Below are 17,671 nucleotides of genomic sequence, written 5' to 3'. Positions count from 1 at the left end.
AGGCGACCGGAGGATTTTCCACCTCCCCTCTCCTCTTTCTCAGTCCCCCCATTTCTCATCAGGGATCCATCTGGCTGGTCTTGCCAAAAGAAAAGATGGATCCCCCTAAATACCTCGAGGATGACAACAAGAAAAGATTTGTTCCCTTCTTCTGTACAGGTTCACTTTTCAGGAACGGCGGCATATACTTTTAGTAATACCTGAAAGGGGGGAGAGAAATGAGTAAAGTGTTATCCCTAAAACTCGACGAACATGCCTACCAAGAAACTGAAGCCATTCGAAAACGTTTGAACATGCCTCGAAACCTGTATATCAGAAAAGCTCTGGCTCACTTCAACGCCCTCTACGCGAGAAAAGCGTTGGCCCAGGAATATCAAAAAGCCTCCCAGCAGGTATCCGCCGCACATCTTGCCTATTTAAAAGAAACTGAACTGCTAGAGGATCTTCCTGGCGATCTATGACCCCCCAGTACGGCCATGTGTATTTGGCGGACCTGAATCCACGAATTGGAACCGAACCGGGAAAGGTTCGACCGGTTGTCGTCGTGCAAACTGATGCCTTGAATCCCTATCACCTTTCCACCCTTATTTGTCCATTAACGACTCAAGTGGTTGATGTTCAAACTCCCCTTCGAGTATCAACTCCTCAGGGGGTCTCAGGGCTGACCTCCATCTCTGACATTTTAGTGGATCAAATCAAGGCCATTGACAATCAACGCTTTCGCAAAGAACTCGGTGCGTTACCTGATCCCTACCTTGCAGAGCTTCGAAAAAAAATATTGCAAATCTTGGACTTTGTCGAAGAAAGTCTCTCCTTGGCACCGCCCACCTGAGGCATGTCCCTATCGAAGTTAGGCGGTCTATTAAATCTGTTACCCTCTGGAACACTGCACTGAGGAAGGAGTTGTATGGAAATACCAACATATAAAGAACTGTTGAAACTTATGTGGTTCCTGGTGTGGCGCCACGTGGTGATTCTGATGTTTGTGAGTATGACGATCGGATGGGCGGTTCCTGTGATCTTCAATGGCACGGTCTCTGAAGACTCGCAGTATATTTTAGAAATTTGTATTTATGCCGTGTTATTCTTTGGCATCACCCCATTTATTTTAAAGACCCTGTTTCAAAAACAATTCCAAGGCTTTCAGGTCATCTTCCAACGCGAAACCGACTCACCACCACTTTCTTCATCATAATATGGGGTTTATTCAGCATATGATGGTTCCGGTCTCCTTCAGGTGTGTCACTGAAATATTCAGTCTCTCATGGTCCGACGCCTGCTGTCTGGCCGGAGGGACGGATGAACTCATCAACCGGCGGGCCTTTTTTGAGCACAAGTGGAATTGGTTCACCTGGCAACATTTTGTTCATGGCCACACACCCAAAAATAGATATCCGGCACACACCGTAAAACCAGAATCATAAATTATCTATGATACTCATTATGGCTCAATACACATTCTGAAACTCATCATGAAAATTGCTACCTGGAACGTCAACTCGATTAAAGTCAGGATCCCCCACTTGATGGAATGGGTCAAACAGGCCAACCCGGACATTGTCTTGCTCCAGGAACTCAAAACCACTGAGGACCAGTTCCCCAGAATGGCGATCGAGGAGCTTGGCTACAATATGGCCATAGTCGGACAAAAAACCTACAACGGAGTCGCAATCCTCTCCAAAGCCCCAATCGAGATCGAACACACCTCACTGCCTGGTGCCCCTTCTGACGAACAAGCCCGCTACGTGGAAGCGGTCGTGGGAAACGTTCGAGTAGCTTCAATTTATTTACCCAATGGGAATCCGGTGGAAACCGAGAAGTTTACATATAAACTTGCCTGGTTGGATCGACTGATCACGCATGCGCAATCGCTCTTAGCCCTGGAAGAAGCAGTGGTGTTAGGGGGAGACTTTAACGTGTGCCCCACCGACCATGACGTCTACGATCCCAAGGGATTTGCCGACGATGCCCTTTGCCGTCCCGAATCCCGCGCCCGCTTTCGCGCCCTCTGTCATCTCGGGTACACGGATGCCCTTCGAGCCCTGCACCCAGAATTGGGTCTCTACACCTATTGGGATTACCAGTCCGGCCGATGGAATCGGGACGAAGGGCTCCGCATCGACCATCTTCTGCTCTCTCCACAAGCCGCAGACCGGTTAGTTGCAGCAGATGTTGATCGCGAACCCCGCGGAATGGACAAACCTTCCGATCACACCCCTGTCTGGTGTGAGCTATCTACCTTGTAATCGCAACCTGTTACAGACAACCGGGCACCGCTTCAATCCTTGAAAATCCAAGAACTTCTACCGGAAGGGCACGATTGCGAAATAAACAAAAAGATATCGTGGATATGCGGTACAGGCGGGGACGCCTATGATCGCCGACGGTGATGCTTCAATGTTTCTTTTTAAAAGCCGCTTAGATTCTAGTGATTTAGGCGGATTTTTCTTTGCCTTTCTTCGGGCCATAGTCACTCGTAGAAGGGCGGCCCGATTCTTTAGACAAGGATCGGCTCCACCTCGGGAAACCGCTTCACTTTGATGCTTTTGGCCGTCTTCTCAACATTAGCCAAATCATAGGCCAGTTGCATCCGCATCCAATGTTCGACGGTCGAACCAAACGCCTTTGATACCCTGACCGCCATTTCTGGCGAGAGGGACGTTTTTTCATGCATGACCCGCGACAAGGTTTGCCGCGTCACGCCCAAGCGTTCGGCGGCATCAGTGACACTCAGGCCAGACGCATCAATCGAATGTTTAATGATTTTTCCTGGATGGACAGGGTTTTTCATCGCCATAACATTCTCTCCTCAATGATAGTCCACTAAATCCACATCAAAGGCGTTGCCATCTTTAAACCGGAAAATCATCCGGTGATTGCGTGACACAAACACACTGTAAAACCCACGAAGGTTGCCAGTGAGCCGATGAAAGCCAAAGCCTGTAATGTCGAGTTCCTGTACAGTCTGAGCGGTATCTAAAATGGAGAGATACAACTCGGCTTTATCGGCAATATCCGTGCGAAGGCCGCTCCGATCGCCTTTTTCGTAGAGTTTTTTTAAGCCGCGATGCCTAAAATTCTCAATCATTGGTTATTGTAACACGTAACATGACATGTTACAATAAGTTTTTGGTAGGAGTAAGTCGTTGAAATGGCTAGCAAAAGATGGGGTGATTTGTCAAAATCTATATTATCACATTATTTGGGCTATTGGGGGTTAGATTGTCCTGCTTCGCCTACCAGCCAAGACCGCCAGAATATTGATGACTGAAAATGTTCCTTCCGCACAAAGCGCGGCCATTTGAAAATTAGCTGTTCTTTTGTGCTGGAGGGCTACTGCAAGCTGTAATGCAGCTTTTGCGTGTTTTCTGGCTTCTTCGTTAGCTCCGCCTAATAATTCCCTTTCAAAATAAGATTCGAGCATTCTCTTGGCATCAGTGTCGCTAGGATGGATTCCATCTGAAGCTTTATGGCGTTCAGAGTTATAAACCTGCTGAGCAACTGTTATAAGAACCTCTCGGCAAAGAAGCCCTACGGTTTGGTAATGCTCTTCCGTTTCAGCCGTTTCTAAGCGAAGGCGTGTCTCCTGTACCTGACGGTCCACTTTGGTCCAACCTGTTGGTTCTATAAAAACTTCACTCCTTCCGTCTGTTTTCTGCACGCTAAAAACAGGCTTTCCGGACATTTGTTTAATTTCGACAAGATGCCAACCATCTTTTTGAAGTTCCCTATTAAATGTATTTACAAGCTCTTTAGCTTTCTCTGTATCAGGCCTGACGACAGGATGAACATTTTCACACAAAAACTTTATGAAGTCTTCATCCGACGCATAAAGAAGGTTAAAATGAGAATCGTAAAAGACCCAATCATCCTCCCAATCCGAGTTTAATTCTCTATGTTGTTGAATGTCGCCGGCAGCATTCTTAAATTTACGATCATTCGATGGTAGATTAGCAAGATCGTAAACACGCGCCAGAAAGGCGTCTTCTGAAAGACGGCCAGACCAATTCGATGTTAAATAATCTATGATGGCTCGCCGCGTAACCTCTGTAATAGAATTAATTCTCCTTTTCCTATCGTCAAACATCAGAAGCCTCGTGAATTAAAAAAAATAACCTAAATAAGAGAGTGTTATGTTTAAGGAGGTATCGAAATAACCGAAAAGGGGATAGCATGAAAGAATACTAACACCCAAAAACTTGCGTCAGGATTATCTTTAGCCATACCCCATTTATAAGAAAATACGTCATTGCCTATTTTCTTAATAGGCTCATTTTTTAAATCATTAATCAAATCCAAAATTACGTTCTGGCGCTCCTCTCGTACTTTTGGGTCTGGTGAAAAGGCTTTTTTGGACGAATAAACTGAATTAATGTTATGGGTTGGATGATGTTTTTTAAGCTCGTGATAATAAAGGCCTTTCATAATCCGTGTTAAAATCCTGCCCTCTCGCTTGAAATCATTTTCTAAAGCTGTCCCTTCGCCGTAAAAAAGACCACTTTCCGTAATCAAAGAAAAACGCTTTAAATTTCGATCCATATATTCTTGAAGGCCTACACCTTGAGGCCTTTGAAGCGATCGCGCTAAAGCATTATTCAATTCTTTTGCTTCCGGATGATTCTTTATTCGATCGTCAGATACGAGATAATTGCGAAACCATTGGTCATCAGTAGAAGCTTCATTATTACAGGAAAAGCAGGCCGGGACTGTTATTAAATTATCTGGAGGAGATGTTTTAAAAAGGCTTTTGGGAGGAACATGATCTCTTGTTGTAGCTGGCTGCTCACAAAACGCACATGTTAATTCAGGTTCCATACTGACGATTATCACACTACAAAGCGGACATTCGTAGACCGCAGGGGTTCGGCCGCAAACGGCCAAAAGCGGTCGAAGGTCATCTGCCGAAGCTTGAACATTGCACAAGAAAAAGGTTGGAAGACTTGATGGTCAACCTTCCTGAGGACTCAATTTTTTAATAATTGCCATACAGGCTCGCACAATATCATCAAGAGCCGACTCTAGATATTCGCGCTCTTCTCGTTCGATTCTCTCCAAATAGGAAACACTACACTGTTCTTTGAGAGAACCAAACGGCAAGTGATCCATCTCACTAGAAGTCACAAGAATTTGTTGAATGCTTTCATTCTCTTCCAATCCAAGAGAGTGAGCGAGCCCTGCCAGCCGATGGCAGCCTTCTAATGGATGCAGAGTACCCTTGATTATTGAGGTGGCGAGGTCGATAGCTTCCTGTCGTTTTGATGCATCAATGTCCATAAATATCTCAGACCGAAATTTATTTAAAACTCGACTCGTTGCCCAATTTGTCGCCAATGTCCGCTTTGGGTTGCGGTTTCAACCGGTCGCTGCAACACATGGGTTAAATCGTTCAGCAGGTGTTTCAAAGTTTAACGTTTTTCTTGGTCGTTCGTTGAGACGCCGTGCAACGGCGTTTAGCTTGGCTTGTGGAACTCTCGACAGATCCATTCCTTTCGGGAAGTATTGCCTTAACAGACCATTGGTATTTTCGTTGGACCCTCGCTGCCAGGGATTGTGTGGATCACAAAAGTATACCTTTATGTCGGTCGCCAGCGTGAAGCGTTTATGGTCGGCCATCTCTTTGCCTCGGTCCCAGGTGAGTGACTTGTAAAGCTCCCGAGGTAACTTATGCGCTTGCTTGATCAAGGCATTGATCACCGTCTCGGTGTCTTTGCTGTCGACTTTGACCAGCATCAGGTAGCGTGTATGACGTTCGACCAGCGTCGCCATCTGGCTGTTATGACTACCGAATAGCAGATCACCCTCCCAGTGTCCCGGTAAGGCTCGGTCTGCCGCAGAGGCAGGCCGCTCACGGATCGATACGGTGTCGGTAATCCGGCCGTGCTCCTCCGTTTTTTGTGTGTGGTGGCGTGAACGACGCATCATTCGTGTGCGCCTCAAATGCTGCATCAACTCTTTCTTCAAGGCACCACGTGCCTGGATGAATAGGCTCCTATAGATCGTCTCGTGGGACACCTGGTAACGTTCATCGTCCGGATAGGTGTGCTTAAGCCAACCGGCAATCTGCTCGGGTGACCACTCCAATTGTAGCTTCCTGGCTACGATTCGAGCCAGTGCACGGTTCTCTACTAGTTTACAGGTTTTGGGGCGATGGGCCCGAGCCCAGGCCGCCTGATCAGCCTGACTTGCCCGGTAACCGCCTTGCCCATGGTTGCGTTTGATTTCCCGACTGATGGTCGAAGGCGCACGATTCAGGGAGGCTGCGATGGAACGAATGGAGCAACCTGTAGCTATGCCGCGTGATATTTCCTCCCGCTCCGCCAGGGTTAGTGCGCATGATGATCGTCGACGCTCTGGCGGGCGTATCCCCCCATGCTCTCGAAGGATACGTTCAATCGACGGATGATGCCGATCAAATAACCGCGCAATCGACTCCAGAGATTCACCTTTCTTCCAGCGATCCCACATTAAGGCCTTTTGTTCTTCTGTGTAATAAATCCTTGGGCGCCGCTTCATTTTCAACATCCTCCTCTCTATTATTAGAGATTAGATGTTGCAGCGACCGGTTGAAACCGCAGTCGATTATAGACGATATGTCAAAAAATGGAACGTCTGCTTTTCCACAATAACGGTTATCCGACCAAATCAAATTCCTCAGCCCGCTTTAAAAACCTGAAATTAACCGGAAACCGATACCATTCCGGTTCAATAAAGGCCCCTTGCATATTGAATCGTCGATATAAGCCGTCGCCTTTGAGGATGGTACTTGGAAAGGCAAAGAAAAAACATCCTCGACCACATACTGAAACCGAAACGCCAAACCCGGCTTGAACGTATTCGGTTCCATTTTTCGTAAAGCCCCTACCCTATTCTTTTTTTCAGGCTCATCTTTTTTTGAAAACAACACCACCCGGCCCGAGACGGCCACATGTTGGGGAAGATTCAGAGTAATATTGCCGCTGTCATTGGCAAAGGCCGTGCCGACGGTCGTCCACGCAGTTTTTTCTTTCCCGTCTTTTTCGTAGGTTTCAGGAACCGCAATTTTATATTGTATGAACTCCAGGACGATTTCGGAGAAATTGATTAGAAAAACTCAATCATCTGATTGGCAAATGAGCAAAAATCTTCTATTCTGTAATACTTTTGGAATCAATAGCATTTATGGTTCTGACCTTACAGCTTTACGATGTGTATCGAAAATCCATCTTGGGGCTTGGCAGAAAAAAGGGGCTGACAGGGGAACCCAATGCATTTGTGCGCACAACTCTCATGTTTAACGTGCTTTTCTGTGTTGCCGGGTTTCGCCCAGGCAGGCGAGGCCCTTTTGTTCCGGCAAAAGGCCCCAAAACCATGGACGCCCCGTCTGGCCCTATGAGAGGGGAGGGACGCCAGCCTGAGGAGGGCGGACCAACTCGCGGAGTCTATCCTGAGCCATGCCGAAGGACTCAGACAAGGCCCGCCGGTGGATAAGAGCGTCTCTCCCTTATGCCAGACGGCAGGCGTCGGAGACGATCATTTCAGTGACTCAGATGAAAGAGCGAGGAGCCATATTTTCTGTATGATCACCCTTCTGGGAACGAAAGCTCCAAATCACGTTTTCACTGTTTTCTGCTGAGAAATCCCTTCTTCGCAACGAGCATATATCGAACATGGACTCCATTAAATTCGGGACTTCAGGGTGGCGGGCCATTGTGGCCGAGGACTTTACGGTCCGGAACATCCGTATCGTGTGCCAGGGAATCGCTCAATTTCTCCGTCAACAGAAGTTGGGGCAACAAGGCATCCTGATTGGCTACGACGCAAGATTTTTAGGGGAGCATTTTGCCAAAGTGGCTGCAGAAGTCATGGCGGCCCATGGTATCCCTTGTCTGATTTGCGACCGAGATACCCCGACGCCCGCCATCTCTTACCATGTGGTGAGTCGTAAGCTGTCAGGCGGCATGAACTTTTCAGCCAGCCACAATTCTCATGAATGGAATGGCATCAAATTTACACCGGACTGGGGAGGACCGGCCCTACCGGAAACAACCAAAGCCATTGAACTGCGCATCCTACCCCTGTTGCATGGGGAACACATCAAATGGCTCCCCTGGGAGCGGGCGACCCACGATGGCATGGTGCGGCATTTCGATCCGCAACCCGAGTATTTGAAAGCTCTGGAATCGCTGGTGGATCGCGACCGCATCCGAAACGGCCGGATCAGGGTGATTTTTGATCCCCTCTATGGAACCTCCAGGCATTATCTGGATGAATTCCTCCGACAAGCGGGCGCAAAAATGGCCGTCTTACACCATTGGCGAGATCCGTATTTTGGAGGATTTCGACCGGAACCGACCAACGAGACACTTCAGGATCTGCAAGAGACCGTTCGCCGCGAAGGAGCACATCTCGGCCTGGCGACCGACGGAGACGGAGGCCGGTTTGGCATCGTGGATGCCGACGGCACCTTCATTCAAGCCAACTACATCCTGGCCCTTTTATTGGATTATCTCATTCGCAGTCGGCAATGGACCGGTGGAGTTGCCCGCTCGGTTGCCACCACCCATCTCATTGATGCCGTGGCAGCACACCATGGACTCACCGTCCACGAAACCCCGGTCGGATTCAAATACCTCGGCGAATTGCTCGCGAAAGGGGAAGTGGTCTTTGGCGGGGAAGAAAGCGCCGGGATGTCCATCAAGGGCCATGTACCGGAGGCAGACGGGATATTGGCCGGGGCGTTGGTCGCAGAGATGGTGGCCTTTACCGGACAGACCATTCAGGAGTTACTAAAGGACCTGTTTGATCGAGTCGGCGCGACGTTCACGATACGACAGGATCTGCCGATGAGCGACCACATCAAAACACAGGTCAAGCAGGTCCTTGAACATCCACCACCGGAGTTTGCCGGAGCAGAGGTCAGCCATGTCAATAAACTGGATGGCTGCAAACTCCTCCTGCCGGATAGCTCCTGGTATCTCATTCGATTGTCCGGAACCGAATCCCTCGTCCGATGCTATGGCGAAGCCAAAACCCCTGAACGACTCGCCGAGATCATGAACGCCGGCAAAGAACTGCTTCATCTTCCCGCCAGGTAAGTCATTCCAAATCCTTTCCTTTCCCCTTTCTTCTTACGAATTAGCAATTTTCTCCCCATGCCTTCTTTGGGGAGGCTTTCCCCTTTTAAGAAGAGCAAATTATTTGGATCATATTGGATATATGGATCTAGCCTTCCAGCAATTTCAGGTTCATCGGAAATTAATCTTGAGATTTTCCAGCTGAGAAGCCGGGTTGGTGAATGAGTCGCTTCTTTTTACCAGACTCTCGTATCACCGTGATTGTCTGTGTTACCGGGTTTCGGCCCGGCAGCCGAGCCACTTTTGTTCCGGCAAAAGTAGCCAAAACCATTGACGCCCCGTCCGGACTCATTACTTGAGATGGACTCAAGTCACGGGAGGGCGAACCAACTCGCGGAGTTTATCCTGAGATTCTATGGTTTATGTCAAGCATTGTGTGATCCGCTCTGGATGAAATGTTGTACGGTAATGATGAATAGACCAAGCCGCACGGGCGATTTTGCGAGCGATAATGACCAAAGAGGCCGTCGTGCTCCAACCTTGAGTGCGGTAAGACTCGTAGATGGGTTTCCAGACTGTGGTTTTGATGGCCGACATCGCGGCGTTAAACAGCAAGCGGCGCAACTCGGCGGGGCCGCGTTTGGACAACCGTCGGCGCCCGGTTTTGTGTCCCGAGTCATTCGCCCGCGGATCCAAGCCAATGAAGGCGACGAACGCATCCGCCTTGCGGAACGGCACGCGCTCCAACGTATTGGTCAAGCTGATGCCCACCAAGGGCCCGACGCCCACAATGGTTTGCAACCGTTGTTGCGCCTCCTGATGGTGGGGCGAACAGGCCGCCAGCGCGGCCATGGTCGCATCAATCTTGGCGAGCAAGGCATCCATTTTGCCCATCACCGCCTTGAGTTCGTGGGCAAAGCCACTCAGATGGCGCATCGTCTGCTTGAGCGTGCCTTTGAGGCGGACGATCGTGGCGCGCCGTCGAATGAGCCGATCGAGCTTGCGTTGGTTCGCCGTGGGGGGCGTGTAGGCCCGCAAGCGCGTGTGCTCTTGCGCGATGAGTCTGGCGATCAACTCCGCATCCACCCAGTCGGTTTTGGCGCGGGTGCCCATGGCCTTGGCATAGTGCCGAGTATCCAAGGGATTAAGCAGGAAGACGGTATGACCGTAGGCCTGCGCGAGGTCCGCCAGCAATTCGTGATAGGCGCCGGTGGATTCCAAGCCAATGCGGCTGCCTGCCGGCAGCGATTTGAGCCAAGCCCGCAACGAGCCACGCTGATTGGGAACACTCTGGACCGGGAAGCATGACTCGGCGCAGGCAACCATGACGGCATCTTTGGCCACATCCACGCCGACATTCAGACAGGTGTGCATGATGGTACCCTCCAAAAAGTACGTGAACGATGCTGGGGTGGCACACACCAACGTGAGCTTGCGGGTAAATCGGCGGTCAGGGTCCCTGCCGCGAGATTCCTCATCGACGTTTGTGGTGTGGGTGGGAGAGTTCTCAGGAAGTCTGTCCGCCGTGCGGCAGATGCTAGCCGATGTCCCTCCACCCCGGCTCCTCGTAGCTTCTCAAGAATGCGCTGCAAAACACCATACAAGTCTGGTCGAAGGACTCAAACAAGGTTCGCCGAATCATCAGAGCGTCCACTCTAGAGGAACGGACGGAAGGCGTCGGACCTCGGAGACGAACATTGCAGGGAACCAATTGAAAGAGCGAGGAACCATCCATTACCTATGATCCAATTATTCCGAACGACCGATGGCCAAATTCTGGCAAGAAACGGTAGACCAGGATTAGAGGGTAAAAGAGAACCAGGTTTTAGGGAAAATGGTACGAAATTGAGGATGAAAGAAAGGCCTTGGACAAAATGAGAAGAAGGTCATTGGGGGTGGGCAAATCCCCTCCCCCAATGACTCTCATGAGAACTTGACTTCAGACAGCAGTCAATAGCATCGCTTTTTCAGCCTTTTTGGCTGTGGCCTTGGCATTGCGGGCCAACCGTTTTTCTTCAACTTTATCCAGTTCATGCTCTATGGCCTGAAAGGCTGAGCGAATGGCTTCTTCAAAGGTTTTCGATTCTTTTCTGGCAGTCACCGTTCGACGCCGGGGAAGCGTCACGACAACCAGCGCCTCCGCGTTATCAGCCCCTTTTTTATGATGAGCATTTTTGGTGAGAGTGACACGGGCATGAATGATGCGAATGGTATCCGTCTGCAACGCCTCAGTCCGTCTCTCAATTTCGGCTTTCCACCGAGGGGTCATGCCAACGTTTCGGCTCTCAATTTTTACATCCAGCGATTGTTCATCCATAGACACTCCTTCTTTGGCTGTTCGTTAAATCTGTGAAACATCCAACACCTTCCGGCCTGTTTTTCGGATGACGAAATCCTGAGTCAACCCTCCTTTTCTTTTGGTTTTCTATAGTGTAAAAATTTTCCTTCTTTCAGTCAAAGGCCTCATGACCAACCCTGTAATTTTTTTTACCTGGGCAAGACTGATACAGTATATCAGGTGGGATGGAACAGGGGAGAATCTCCACCGTCTCAACTCAGAGGAGGGATATCAGATGTCTATAAACGTGAATGTAAACAGGAGAAATCTTATGAAAATCGGCATGGCATTGGGCTTCGGAGTTCTCGCTAAAACCCTCGGCGTGGCCTTGGCCGCTCCCAATCCCTCAACCGGGGAATCAGACATTACCAAAATAACGAAAACGGATGAAGAGTGGAAGGCGCTGTTAACCCCCATGCAATATCGTGTCTTGCGGCATGAAGACACAGAACCGCCCTTTACCAATGAATATCACCAAAGTAAAGCCAAAGGCATTTACCAATGTGCGGGATGCGAACTGCCACTCTTTTCTTCCGATACGAAATTCGACAGCGGAACCGGGTGGCCCAGTTTTTGGCAACCGATTTCGGAAAAAGTGGTCGAAACTCGGACCGACTGGAAAATTATTTATCCCCGGACCGAAGTTCACTGTGCCCGCTGCGGCGGCCACCAGGGACACATTTTTGATGATGGCCCACAACCGACTGGATTACGTTATTGCATTAATTCCGCGGCATTGAAATTTGTTCCGGCATAATAAAACGCTGGCGCACCAACTGCTCGACTGCCGGAAAATGACGCTCCGGAAGATTGCGAAACCGTTTCCGACAGTCGGCAATTGCGACTTCAACGGACGAATAGTGTTTGGAAGAAGGGAGTAAGTTTTTGGAATACTCGCGCAACCGTCTTCCCACCATTCGCGTCAAATTTTCATCCCCTGCCAACGCCTGCGCCGCCGCTTCTATATTCCCCTGATAGTCGACTAATGCTTGAAATCCAAGACCCTTCAAGCGTTGGGTGACGGTGCTGCGATCCCACCCTAAAGCCTTGGCTGTCGCCTGCATATCGAATCTATGGCGGCGCAGGCATTCCAACACCATGTCATCCTCCAATCGGTCCAATTCCACCAGACCATGCCCCTCACCCTTCACGTAGGGCATAACCGGGCTACTGAGATGCAAATCCGCTTCGGTAATGAGGGACCCGTTGGCCAACGCCACTGCTTGGGCCACGGTTTGTCGAAGTTCTCGAATATTGCCAGGCCATCGATAGGCCGTCATCGCTTCCAGAGCACCTTGCGTGAACGCCAGATCCATTCGATCCTGTTGCCGGGAAAAATTCTGCAGGAAGGATTGAGCCAACAACAGACAGTCTTCCTCTCCTCGTTCCCGGAGAGGAGGCAGAGTTAAGACAATACTCCGTAATCGATAGTATAAATCTTCCCGGTATCGGCCTGCCTCCACATCCTGTTGAAGATTGCAATTCGTGGCCGCGATAATGCGCACATCCACCTGGGTCAGTCGACTTTCTCCGACCCGGTGAAATGACCCGTCCTCCAAAAATCGCAGTAATTTTGCCTGCAAATCGGATGGGAGTTCGCCCACTTCATCCAAAAAAAGCGTTCCGCCATTCGCCGTTTCGATATATCCCTCACGGCCTACCGCTCCGGTAAAGGCTCCCTTCACATGACCGAAAAGTTCCCCTTCAAATAACTCCGACCGGATAGCTGCCATATTCACCGACACAAATGGCCCCTGATGCCGTGGACTCAACGCATGGGCCGCTCGTGCAAACACCTCCTTCCCCGTACCCGTTTCTCCCAATAGAAGAATGGGGCTCCGGGTCCCCGACGCTTTTTTTAAATCCTGAAATACGCGAAGAACCGAAGGAGCACGGGTCAGAATATGCAGCGACTCACATTCCTGAAATAATTCTAGATTCTCACGGGATTCCGGGATCCGATGCCCGGCATGCTGCATCGCCGGCACCTGCTGCCGGAGATCCTCCAATTCCACCTCCAAACGGTCAATCTGTCGCCGGGTTTCTTCTATTTCGGATTGAGCATTTTCCAATTGGCGAGACGCTCCCCCTTGCAGCGTTTCTAAACCTTCAATAACCGTCGCCGAATGGTGTGCATGATCTTTTGCCACATGCAAGTGAGTTTCGAGTTCCCGGACATGCTGCTGTCTATCGGCCAACTCTGCTTCCAATTGTTGTAGCTGCTGTTTCCCCTGGATAATCCGCTCTTGAATAATTGATCTGGACCTGGACACCCGCCAGGCCAGCGTTCCCCCCATAGCCATTCCTAAAGCCAAGCCTGTACTCAAGATCGGCCTCATCCAGCCACTGTGAAGTCCCCACAGGAGAGCAAGCCCCGCAAGGAAAATACCGGCTAGGCTCATCATCCCAAAGCGGGCTAGCGGAATTCCCCAAAATAGAACACTGGTGAAGAACAGGCTTACACTCACGGTCACAAGAAACGCGACCCATACAGGAGTCGTGAATACCCATCCATTGGTGAGTACGGCGTTGCTCAATAAGGCATGAAGAAATTCTCCCGGCACAGCCGACTCCCACGGAGTCGAAAGCGTTGGTTCCTTTGACACAAGAGAAAAGAGGATTACCGCTTTTCCGCGAAACAACTTCACCAATTGATCGCGATCTTTACTCTGGATGATGTTCCACACGTCGGAAAAGTCATGGGTGGGAAATGGAGGATTCTTCCAACGCCCAACGAACCGAAGCTGATTGTCGATAGCCCCAGGATTGATCGTCATTGCCTCCTTCGACACAAACGAGGCGATGACGAGGCCGATCGGAGGATGCGGCGATGAATCAGCAGAGAGAGTAGCGGACTTCACACCCCTAAACACCCCATCCGCATCAGGCATCAAGGTCAGCGTCCCCAACGCGGTTGCCGCATCCGCCAAGGCGGGGGGAACCGAGTCTGGATAGACCACAGACCCAACTCGTTTGGTCACTTCAGCCAGCCGAACCAGTCCAGCCAAACCACCACATTCCGAGGCTATCGGGGAGGACGCATCAATTGAGGGAACGATGACAGCAGCGCCAGCTTCATGAAGGGCCAGCAGGGTAGATTGCAACACGGAAAGATCCCATCGTCCTTCCCCACATAACGCGGGACTGGTGCTCTTCGTGACTGTCACCATGACCAGTGAAGGGTCGACAGGTCCAGGTGCCATGTGAGCCAGTTGCCAATCAGTCAACCATCGTTCTCCCTGGGGAAAAACAAAGGAGACGCTAAAAGCCAACACCGTGCTCACCAGTGAAAAGGCGAGGGCCAATGCCATGGTCTTGGAACGATCTGTCATTGACGCCTTAATCATGGAAATTTCAGGAAGTTCCCACTCCCATACATGCAACTCAGCTCGGAATTACAATCCCGGCTTGACGGTCTGGTCCGGACATCCATTTGCCGCCAATTGCCAGTCTGCTGAAAAACGCTCGGCCGATTCAGGAGCAACGGCTCGAACGACCTGACAGGAAAAGGGATCTCCTTCTTTCGCCGTTTGCAGAAAATAATTTCGGATCTGAGGATCTGCTGGAACCAAGCGAGCACGCTCTCCATTCACATACCAGGCATGGAGTGTATGCTGGGCAGACTGATCACCGGCCAAAGCCTGGTCGATCACCCATGCAACAACGGGTTCACTCGGCATCAGGTGGCCCCAGGTGTCTTCATCATTGGCCACCTGAGTGGACATGCGATGGGCAGGAGCCAGCCGGTGCAGATCTTCTCGAATAAGACCAAAACCGGTTAACACCTCCTGCCGGTCACCGGGCGAAAAGAGGTGTCGATGCAGGCCGCGACGGAAGTGTGAGAGCTGTTCTCTGGCGGTCTGCGTGAGCGAATCGGCCATCGTGGCCCGACTACTCCGGAACCACCATAACATCGCCAAGGGGATGTTGCGATCCATGCCACTGCCATTGGCATACATCGAAGCCAACAGGCTTTGGGCTTCGCCCGATCCGCCTTCCGCCGCCAGACGAAGCGGCTCGACCGCTTCACCGGTCCGGTTCTGAGCACGAAGCACGACCCCCAAATGAAACCATGCATCCACAAATTGAGGCTCAATCTCGACCGCTCGCTGAAAGGCGGCAACAGCCTGAGACAATTTCCCTGCTTCAGCCTGGGCTTTGCCAATGGCAAAATGGAGGTGTGCCCAGGCCGGTTGCAATCGAGCAGCGGATTCCAGGGCAACCACGGCCTTTTCCCATTGTCGGGTTGCAAGAAGCGCCGAGCCCAACTGAGACCACCCCGGAGCCCATTCAGGACGTTGGTCAGTCACGACATCAAATTCAACCGCCGCCTCGTCAATTAGTCCCATGGCAGCCATGGCAACTCCCAAATTGTAATGGAGCCACACACCATCGTTGGCAAAGGGATCCCGGCGTAATGCCTCACGCCAGAGCGAGGCGGCCTGCGCCCAATTTCCCTGACGACTCCACACAACACCAAGCAGCAATCTCGCGGAAGTTAGTCGGGAATCAAGAGAAATGGCCCTTTCCAGTGATGGAACACTGGCTGACTCGTCGCCTTTCGCAAACAACGCCACACCAATATTGTAATGCGCGGCTACAAGGTCAGGTTGAAGTATCAACGCCTCCCGGAAATGATCGATCGCCTCGTGAAAATTTCCCTCCTGCAAACGAAGTAACCCCAAATTGGCATGGACCTTGGGGGAATCGGGCTCCAACGCCAGAGCCTGACCCCAGGCCTGCTCGGCCAGAACATTTTCATGTGAGGCATAATAGGCCAATCCCAAGGCTTCAAAGGCCTGCGCCCAATGGGTCGCGCCGTGAATCGTTGCTTGAAAATGGGCTACCGCTTGCACAGGATCGCCTAATGCTAAATACCCCAATCCCAGCGCATAATGGGCTTCTGGAAAATCAGATTGAATGCGAAGCGCGGCCCGCCATTGCGCCAGAGCCTCTGCAAGCCGACCATCTCGCACCAGGGAGATGCCATAGTTATACGAAACCAGGGCTGACAGGTGGTACCGCAATGAGGTGGCCTGAACATCCAAACGTTCCGCTTGCGACCAGGCCGCAATGGCCCCGGTTAAATCCCCCGTTTTGGCCAGGGCCACCCCAAGATTATGATAGGCATCGGCAAAACCGGGACGCTGACGAGCGGTCTCCCGAAACTCGTCAATGGCCACATCCAGATCATCCGTGAGAAAAAAATCAATGCCTAACTGAAAATGCGCTTCCGCAGAATCCTGAATGGGAGATGAATCCGCTTGGGAGGCACCGGTCACCTCCGCATAGGAGAGAGAAAGGCCAGGAAACCCCTTCAAAAGGAGAAGTCCCACAATGGCGGCACAGACTATTAAACCGCCAGGTACCCGCCGATTTACCATCAAGACACTCTCAGGAAGCAGAGATTGGGACGGTTCCGAAAAACAGACGAAACCCTCATGAACACCAACTTCAATGTATTAAGAAATCAAGGAAAATGGAAGGGCGCACCGGGAGGATCAGGCCTTCACCGCCATCCCCTGAGAAAAATAGGCAAAAGCCTTCGGAACGCCGGGAAGATAAAAGTTTTCGAGTGCTGTGACCGTCCAGCCCTGCGATTGAATCATCTGAACCATTGGACGGTTTAAATGACAGCCATCGCCAAGATGTTTCCACACCGGCGTAAGACCATCCTGCCACAGGCGAACTGAACGATCCGGACTTTGCCCGTGCTCTAAAAATAAGAACCGCCCTCCAGGTCTCAGAACCCGAAGCAATTCCTGCAGGGCATTGGAAGGCAGAGGCACGCTACATAAAGTCATCGTGCTCACCACCGTATCGAAGGAGAAAGAGGGAAAAGGGAGCGCTTCCGCCGAGCCCAAAACAAGGTGAACGGGAATCACGGCCTCCTCCTGAAGCGAACGGGCCAAAGGGATCATGCCGGGATTGGGATCAATCGCCGTCAAAGAATGGATCTGGGAAGGATAGTAAGAAAAATTGGCACCGGTCCCAAACCCGATCTCCAAAACCAACCCTGACGCCTTTGCGACCAAAGAATGCCGCAAGGGGGTAAAACCCGCTTGCCCCATGCTCCATTGCACCAGCCTGGGAAACACTCGCCCTGAATACCACCCGCGTTTCATGGATGTCCTTTCAGGCAATTGAATATGTCTTCTCATTCGCCTTATCCTAAGCATCAGAATAACGTTTATCTCCCTAAGTAGTCTGCAAGCAAGCGCATGAGCCAGAATCCCATCGACAATATTTTTCAATATCCTCCGGTTCCTTTAAGAATGAA

The 17,671-nt window shown here is 50.8% G+C and carries 18 protein-coding genes; 7 read left to right on the top strand and 11 right to left on the bottom strand.

Translation table 11 applies throughout. The features are described from left to right. The first annotated feature begins 218 nt into the window (after positions 1–218). The 4 genes from PJI16_05105 (at position 219) to xth (ending at position 2,246) form a co-directional block, all read left to right on the top strand. Positions 219–461: a hypothetical protein gene (locus PJI16_05105; GenBank protein MDT3776935.1), complete on the top strand. Its 243-nt coding sequence runs from the start codon at positions 219–221 to the stop codon at positions 459–461. Further along, the gene (locus PJI16_05100; protein ID MDT3776934.1) at positions 458–832 is read left to right on the top strand and encodes a type II toxin-antitoxin system PemK/MazF family toxin; all 375 of its coding nucleotides are present in this window, start codon (positions 458–460) and stop codon (positions 830–832) included. Before PJI16_05105 ends, PJI16_05100 begins: the two co-directional genes overlap by 4 nt. 75 nt (positions 833–907) lie before the next feature. Continuing rightward, positions 908–1,195 (top strand): hypothetical protein, encoded by a 288-nt coding sequence (locus tag PJI16_05095; protein ID MDT3776933.1) that lies wholly within the window; start codon positions 908–910, stop codon positions 1,193–1,195. 277 nt (positions 1,196–1,472) lie between these two features. Continuing rightward, positions 1,473–2,246 carry an exodeoxyribonuclease III gene (xth, locus tag PJI16_05090; GenBank protein ID MDT3776932.1) on the top strand — a complete coding sequence of 258 codons (774 nt, stop codon included), beginning with the start codon at positions 1,473–1,475 and terminating at the stop codon, positions 2,244–2,246. A gap of 251 nt (positions 2,247–2,497) precedes the next feature. On the opposite strand, the gene PJI16_05085 is transcribed toward xth, so the two are convergent. From PJI16_05085 to PJI16_05060, 6 genes are all read right to left on the bottom strand, one after another. Further along, complete coding sequence (locus PJI16_05085; protein MDT3776931.1) at positions 2,498–2,797, bottom strand: HigA family addiction module antitoxin; 300 nt, start codon at positions 2,795–2,797, stop codon at positions 2,498–2,500. Positions 2,798–2,809: 12 nt separating this feature from the next. Next, positions 2,810–3,088 (bottom strand): type II toxin-antitoxin system RelE/ParE family toxin, encoded by a 279-nt coding sequence (locus tag PJI16_05080; protein ID MDT3776930.1) that lies wholly within the window; start codon positions 3,086–3,088, stop codon positions 2,810–2,812. A 129-nt stretch (positions 3,089–3,217) separates the two neighbouring features. Then, on the bottom strand, positions 3,218–4,087 hold the full coding sequence (locus PJI16_05075; GenBank protein ID MDT3776929.1) for a hypothetical protein: 870 nt from the start codon (positions 4,085–4,087) through the stop codon (positions 3,218–3,220). Between the two features lie 50 nt (positions 4,088–4,137). After that, positions 4,138–4,815 (bottom strand): HNH endonuclease, encoded by a 678-nt coding sequence (locus PJI16_05070; GenBank protein MDT3776928.1) that lies wholly within the window; start codon positions 4,813–4,815, stop codon positions 4,138–4,140. Between the two features lie 132 nt (positions 4,816–4,947). Beyond that, a complete protein-coding gene (locus PJI16_05065) occupies positions 4,948–5,274 on the bottom strand; it encodes a hypothetical protein (protein MDT3776927.1) in 327 nt (108 codons plus the stop codon). Between the two features lie 78 nt (positions 5,275–5,352). Continuing rightward, the gene (locus PJI16_05060; GenBank protein MDT3776926.1) at positions 5,353–6,513 is read right to left on the bottom strand and encodes an IS30 family transposase; all 1,161 of its coding nucleotides are present in this window, start codon (positions 6,511–6,513) and stop codon (positions 5,353–5,355) included. Positions 6,514–7,646: 1,133 nt separating this feature from the next. Here PJI16_05060 and PJI16_05055 point away from each other — a divergent pair. Further along, positions 7,647–9,074 (top strand): phosphoglucomutase/phosphomannomutase family protein, encoded by a 1,428-nt coding sequence (locus PJI16_05055; protein MDT3776925.1) that lies wholly within the window; start codon positions 7,647–7,649, stop codon positions 9,072–9,074. Positions 9,075–9,473: 399 nt separating this feature from the next. Here PJI16_05055 and PJI16_05050 read toward each other — a convergent pair whose 3' ends face one another. Next, positions 9,474–10,427 (bottom strand): transposase, encoded by a 954-nt coding sequence (locus PJI16_05050; GenBank protein ID MDT3776924.1) that lies wholly within the window; start codon positions 10,425–10,427, stop codon positions 9,474–9,476. Between PJI16_05050 and PJI16_05045 the strand changes: the two genes are divergently transcribed. Continuing rightward, positions 10,426–10,797, top strand: a complete 372-nt coding sequence (locus PJI16_05045) for a hypothetical protein (protein ID MDT3776923.1) — start codon at positions 10,426–10,428, stop codon at positions 10,795–10,797. The genes PJI16_05050 and PJI16_05045 overlap by 2 nt on opposite strands. A gap of 195 nt (positions 10,798–10,992) precedes the next feature. On the opposite strand, the gene PJI16_05040 is transcribed toward PJI16_05045, so the two are convergent. After that, complete coding sequence (locus PJI16_05040) at positions 10,993–11,370, bottom strand: HPF/RaiA family ribosome-associated protein (protein ID MDT3776922.1); 378 nt, start codon at positions 11,368–11,370, stop codon at positions 10,993–10,995. 292 nt (positions 11,371–11,662) lie between these two features. Between PJI16_05040 and msrB the strand changes: the two genes are divergently transcribed. Then, entirely contained in the window at positions 11,663–12,148 is a 486-nt protein-coding gene (gene msrB / locus PJI16_05035; GenBank protein MDT3776921.1) for a peptide-methionine (R)-S-oxide reductase MsrB, read from the top strand. Here the strand turns inward: msrB and PJI16_05030 are convergent. From PJI16_05030 to PJI16_05020, 3 genes are all read right to left on the bottom strand, one after another. Continuing rightward, the gene (locus PJI16_05030; protein MDT3776920.1) at positions 12,114–14,723 is read right to left on the bottom strand and encodes a sigma 54-interacting transcriptional regulator; all 2,610 of its coding nucleotides are present in this window, start codon (positions 14,721–14,723) and stop codon (positions 12,114–12,116) included. The two genes, msrB and PJI16_05030, sit on opposite strands and share 35 nt — an antisense overlap. 63 nt (positions 14,724–14,786) lie before the next feature. Further along, positions 14,787–16,775, bottom strand: coding sequence for a tetratricopeptide repeat protein (locus tag PJI16_05025; GenBank protein MDT3776919.1), 1,989 nt, complete (start codon positions 16,773–16,775; stop codon positions 14,787–14,789). A 117-nt stretch (positions 16,776–16,892) separates the two neighbouring features. Continuing rightward, complete coding sequence (locus PJI16_05020; GenBank protein MDT3776918.1) at positions 16,893–17,552, bottom strand: class I SAM-dependent methyltransferase; 660 nt, start codon at positions 17,550–17,552, stop codon at positions 16,893–16,895. Positions 17,553–17,671: the final 119 nt, after the last annotated feature.

It is taken from the genome of Nitrospira sp. MA-1 (assembly GCA_032139905.1).
In the GTDB taxonomy this organism is placed as follows: Bacteria; Nitrospirota; Nitrospiria; order Nitrospirales; family UBA8639; genus Nitrospira_E.
The sequence above is the reverse complement of the archived record's forward strand: the minus strand, read 5'-3'. Positions and strand labels throughout refer to the sequence as shown.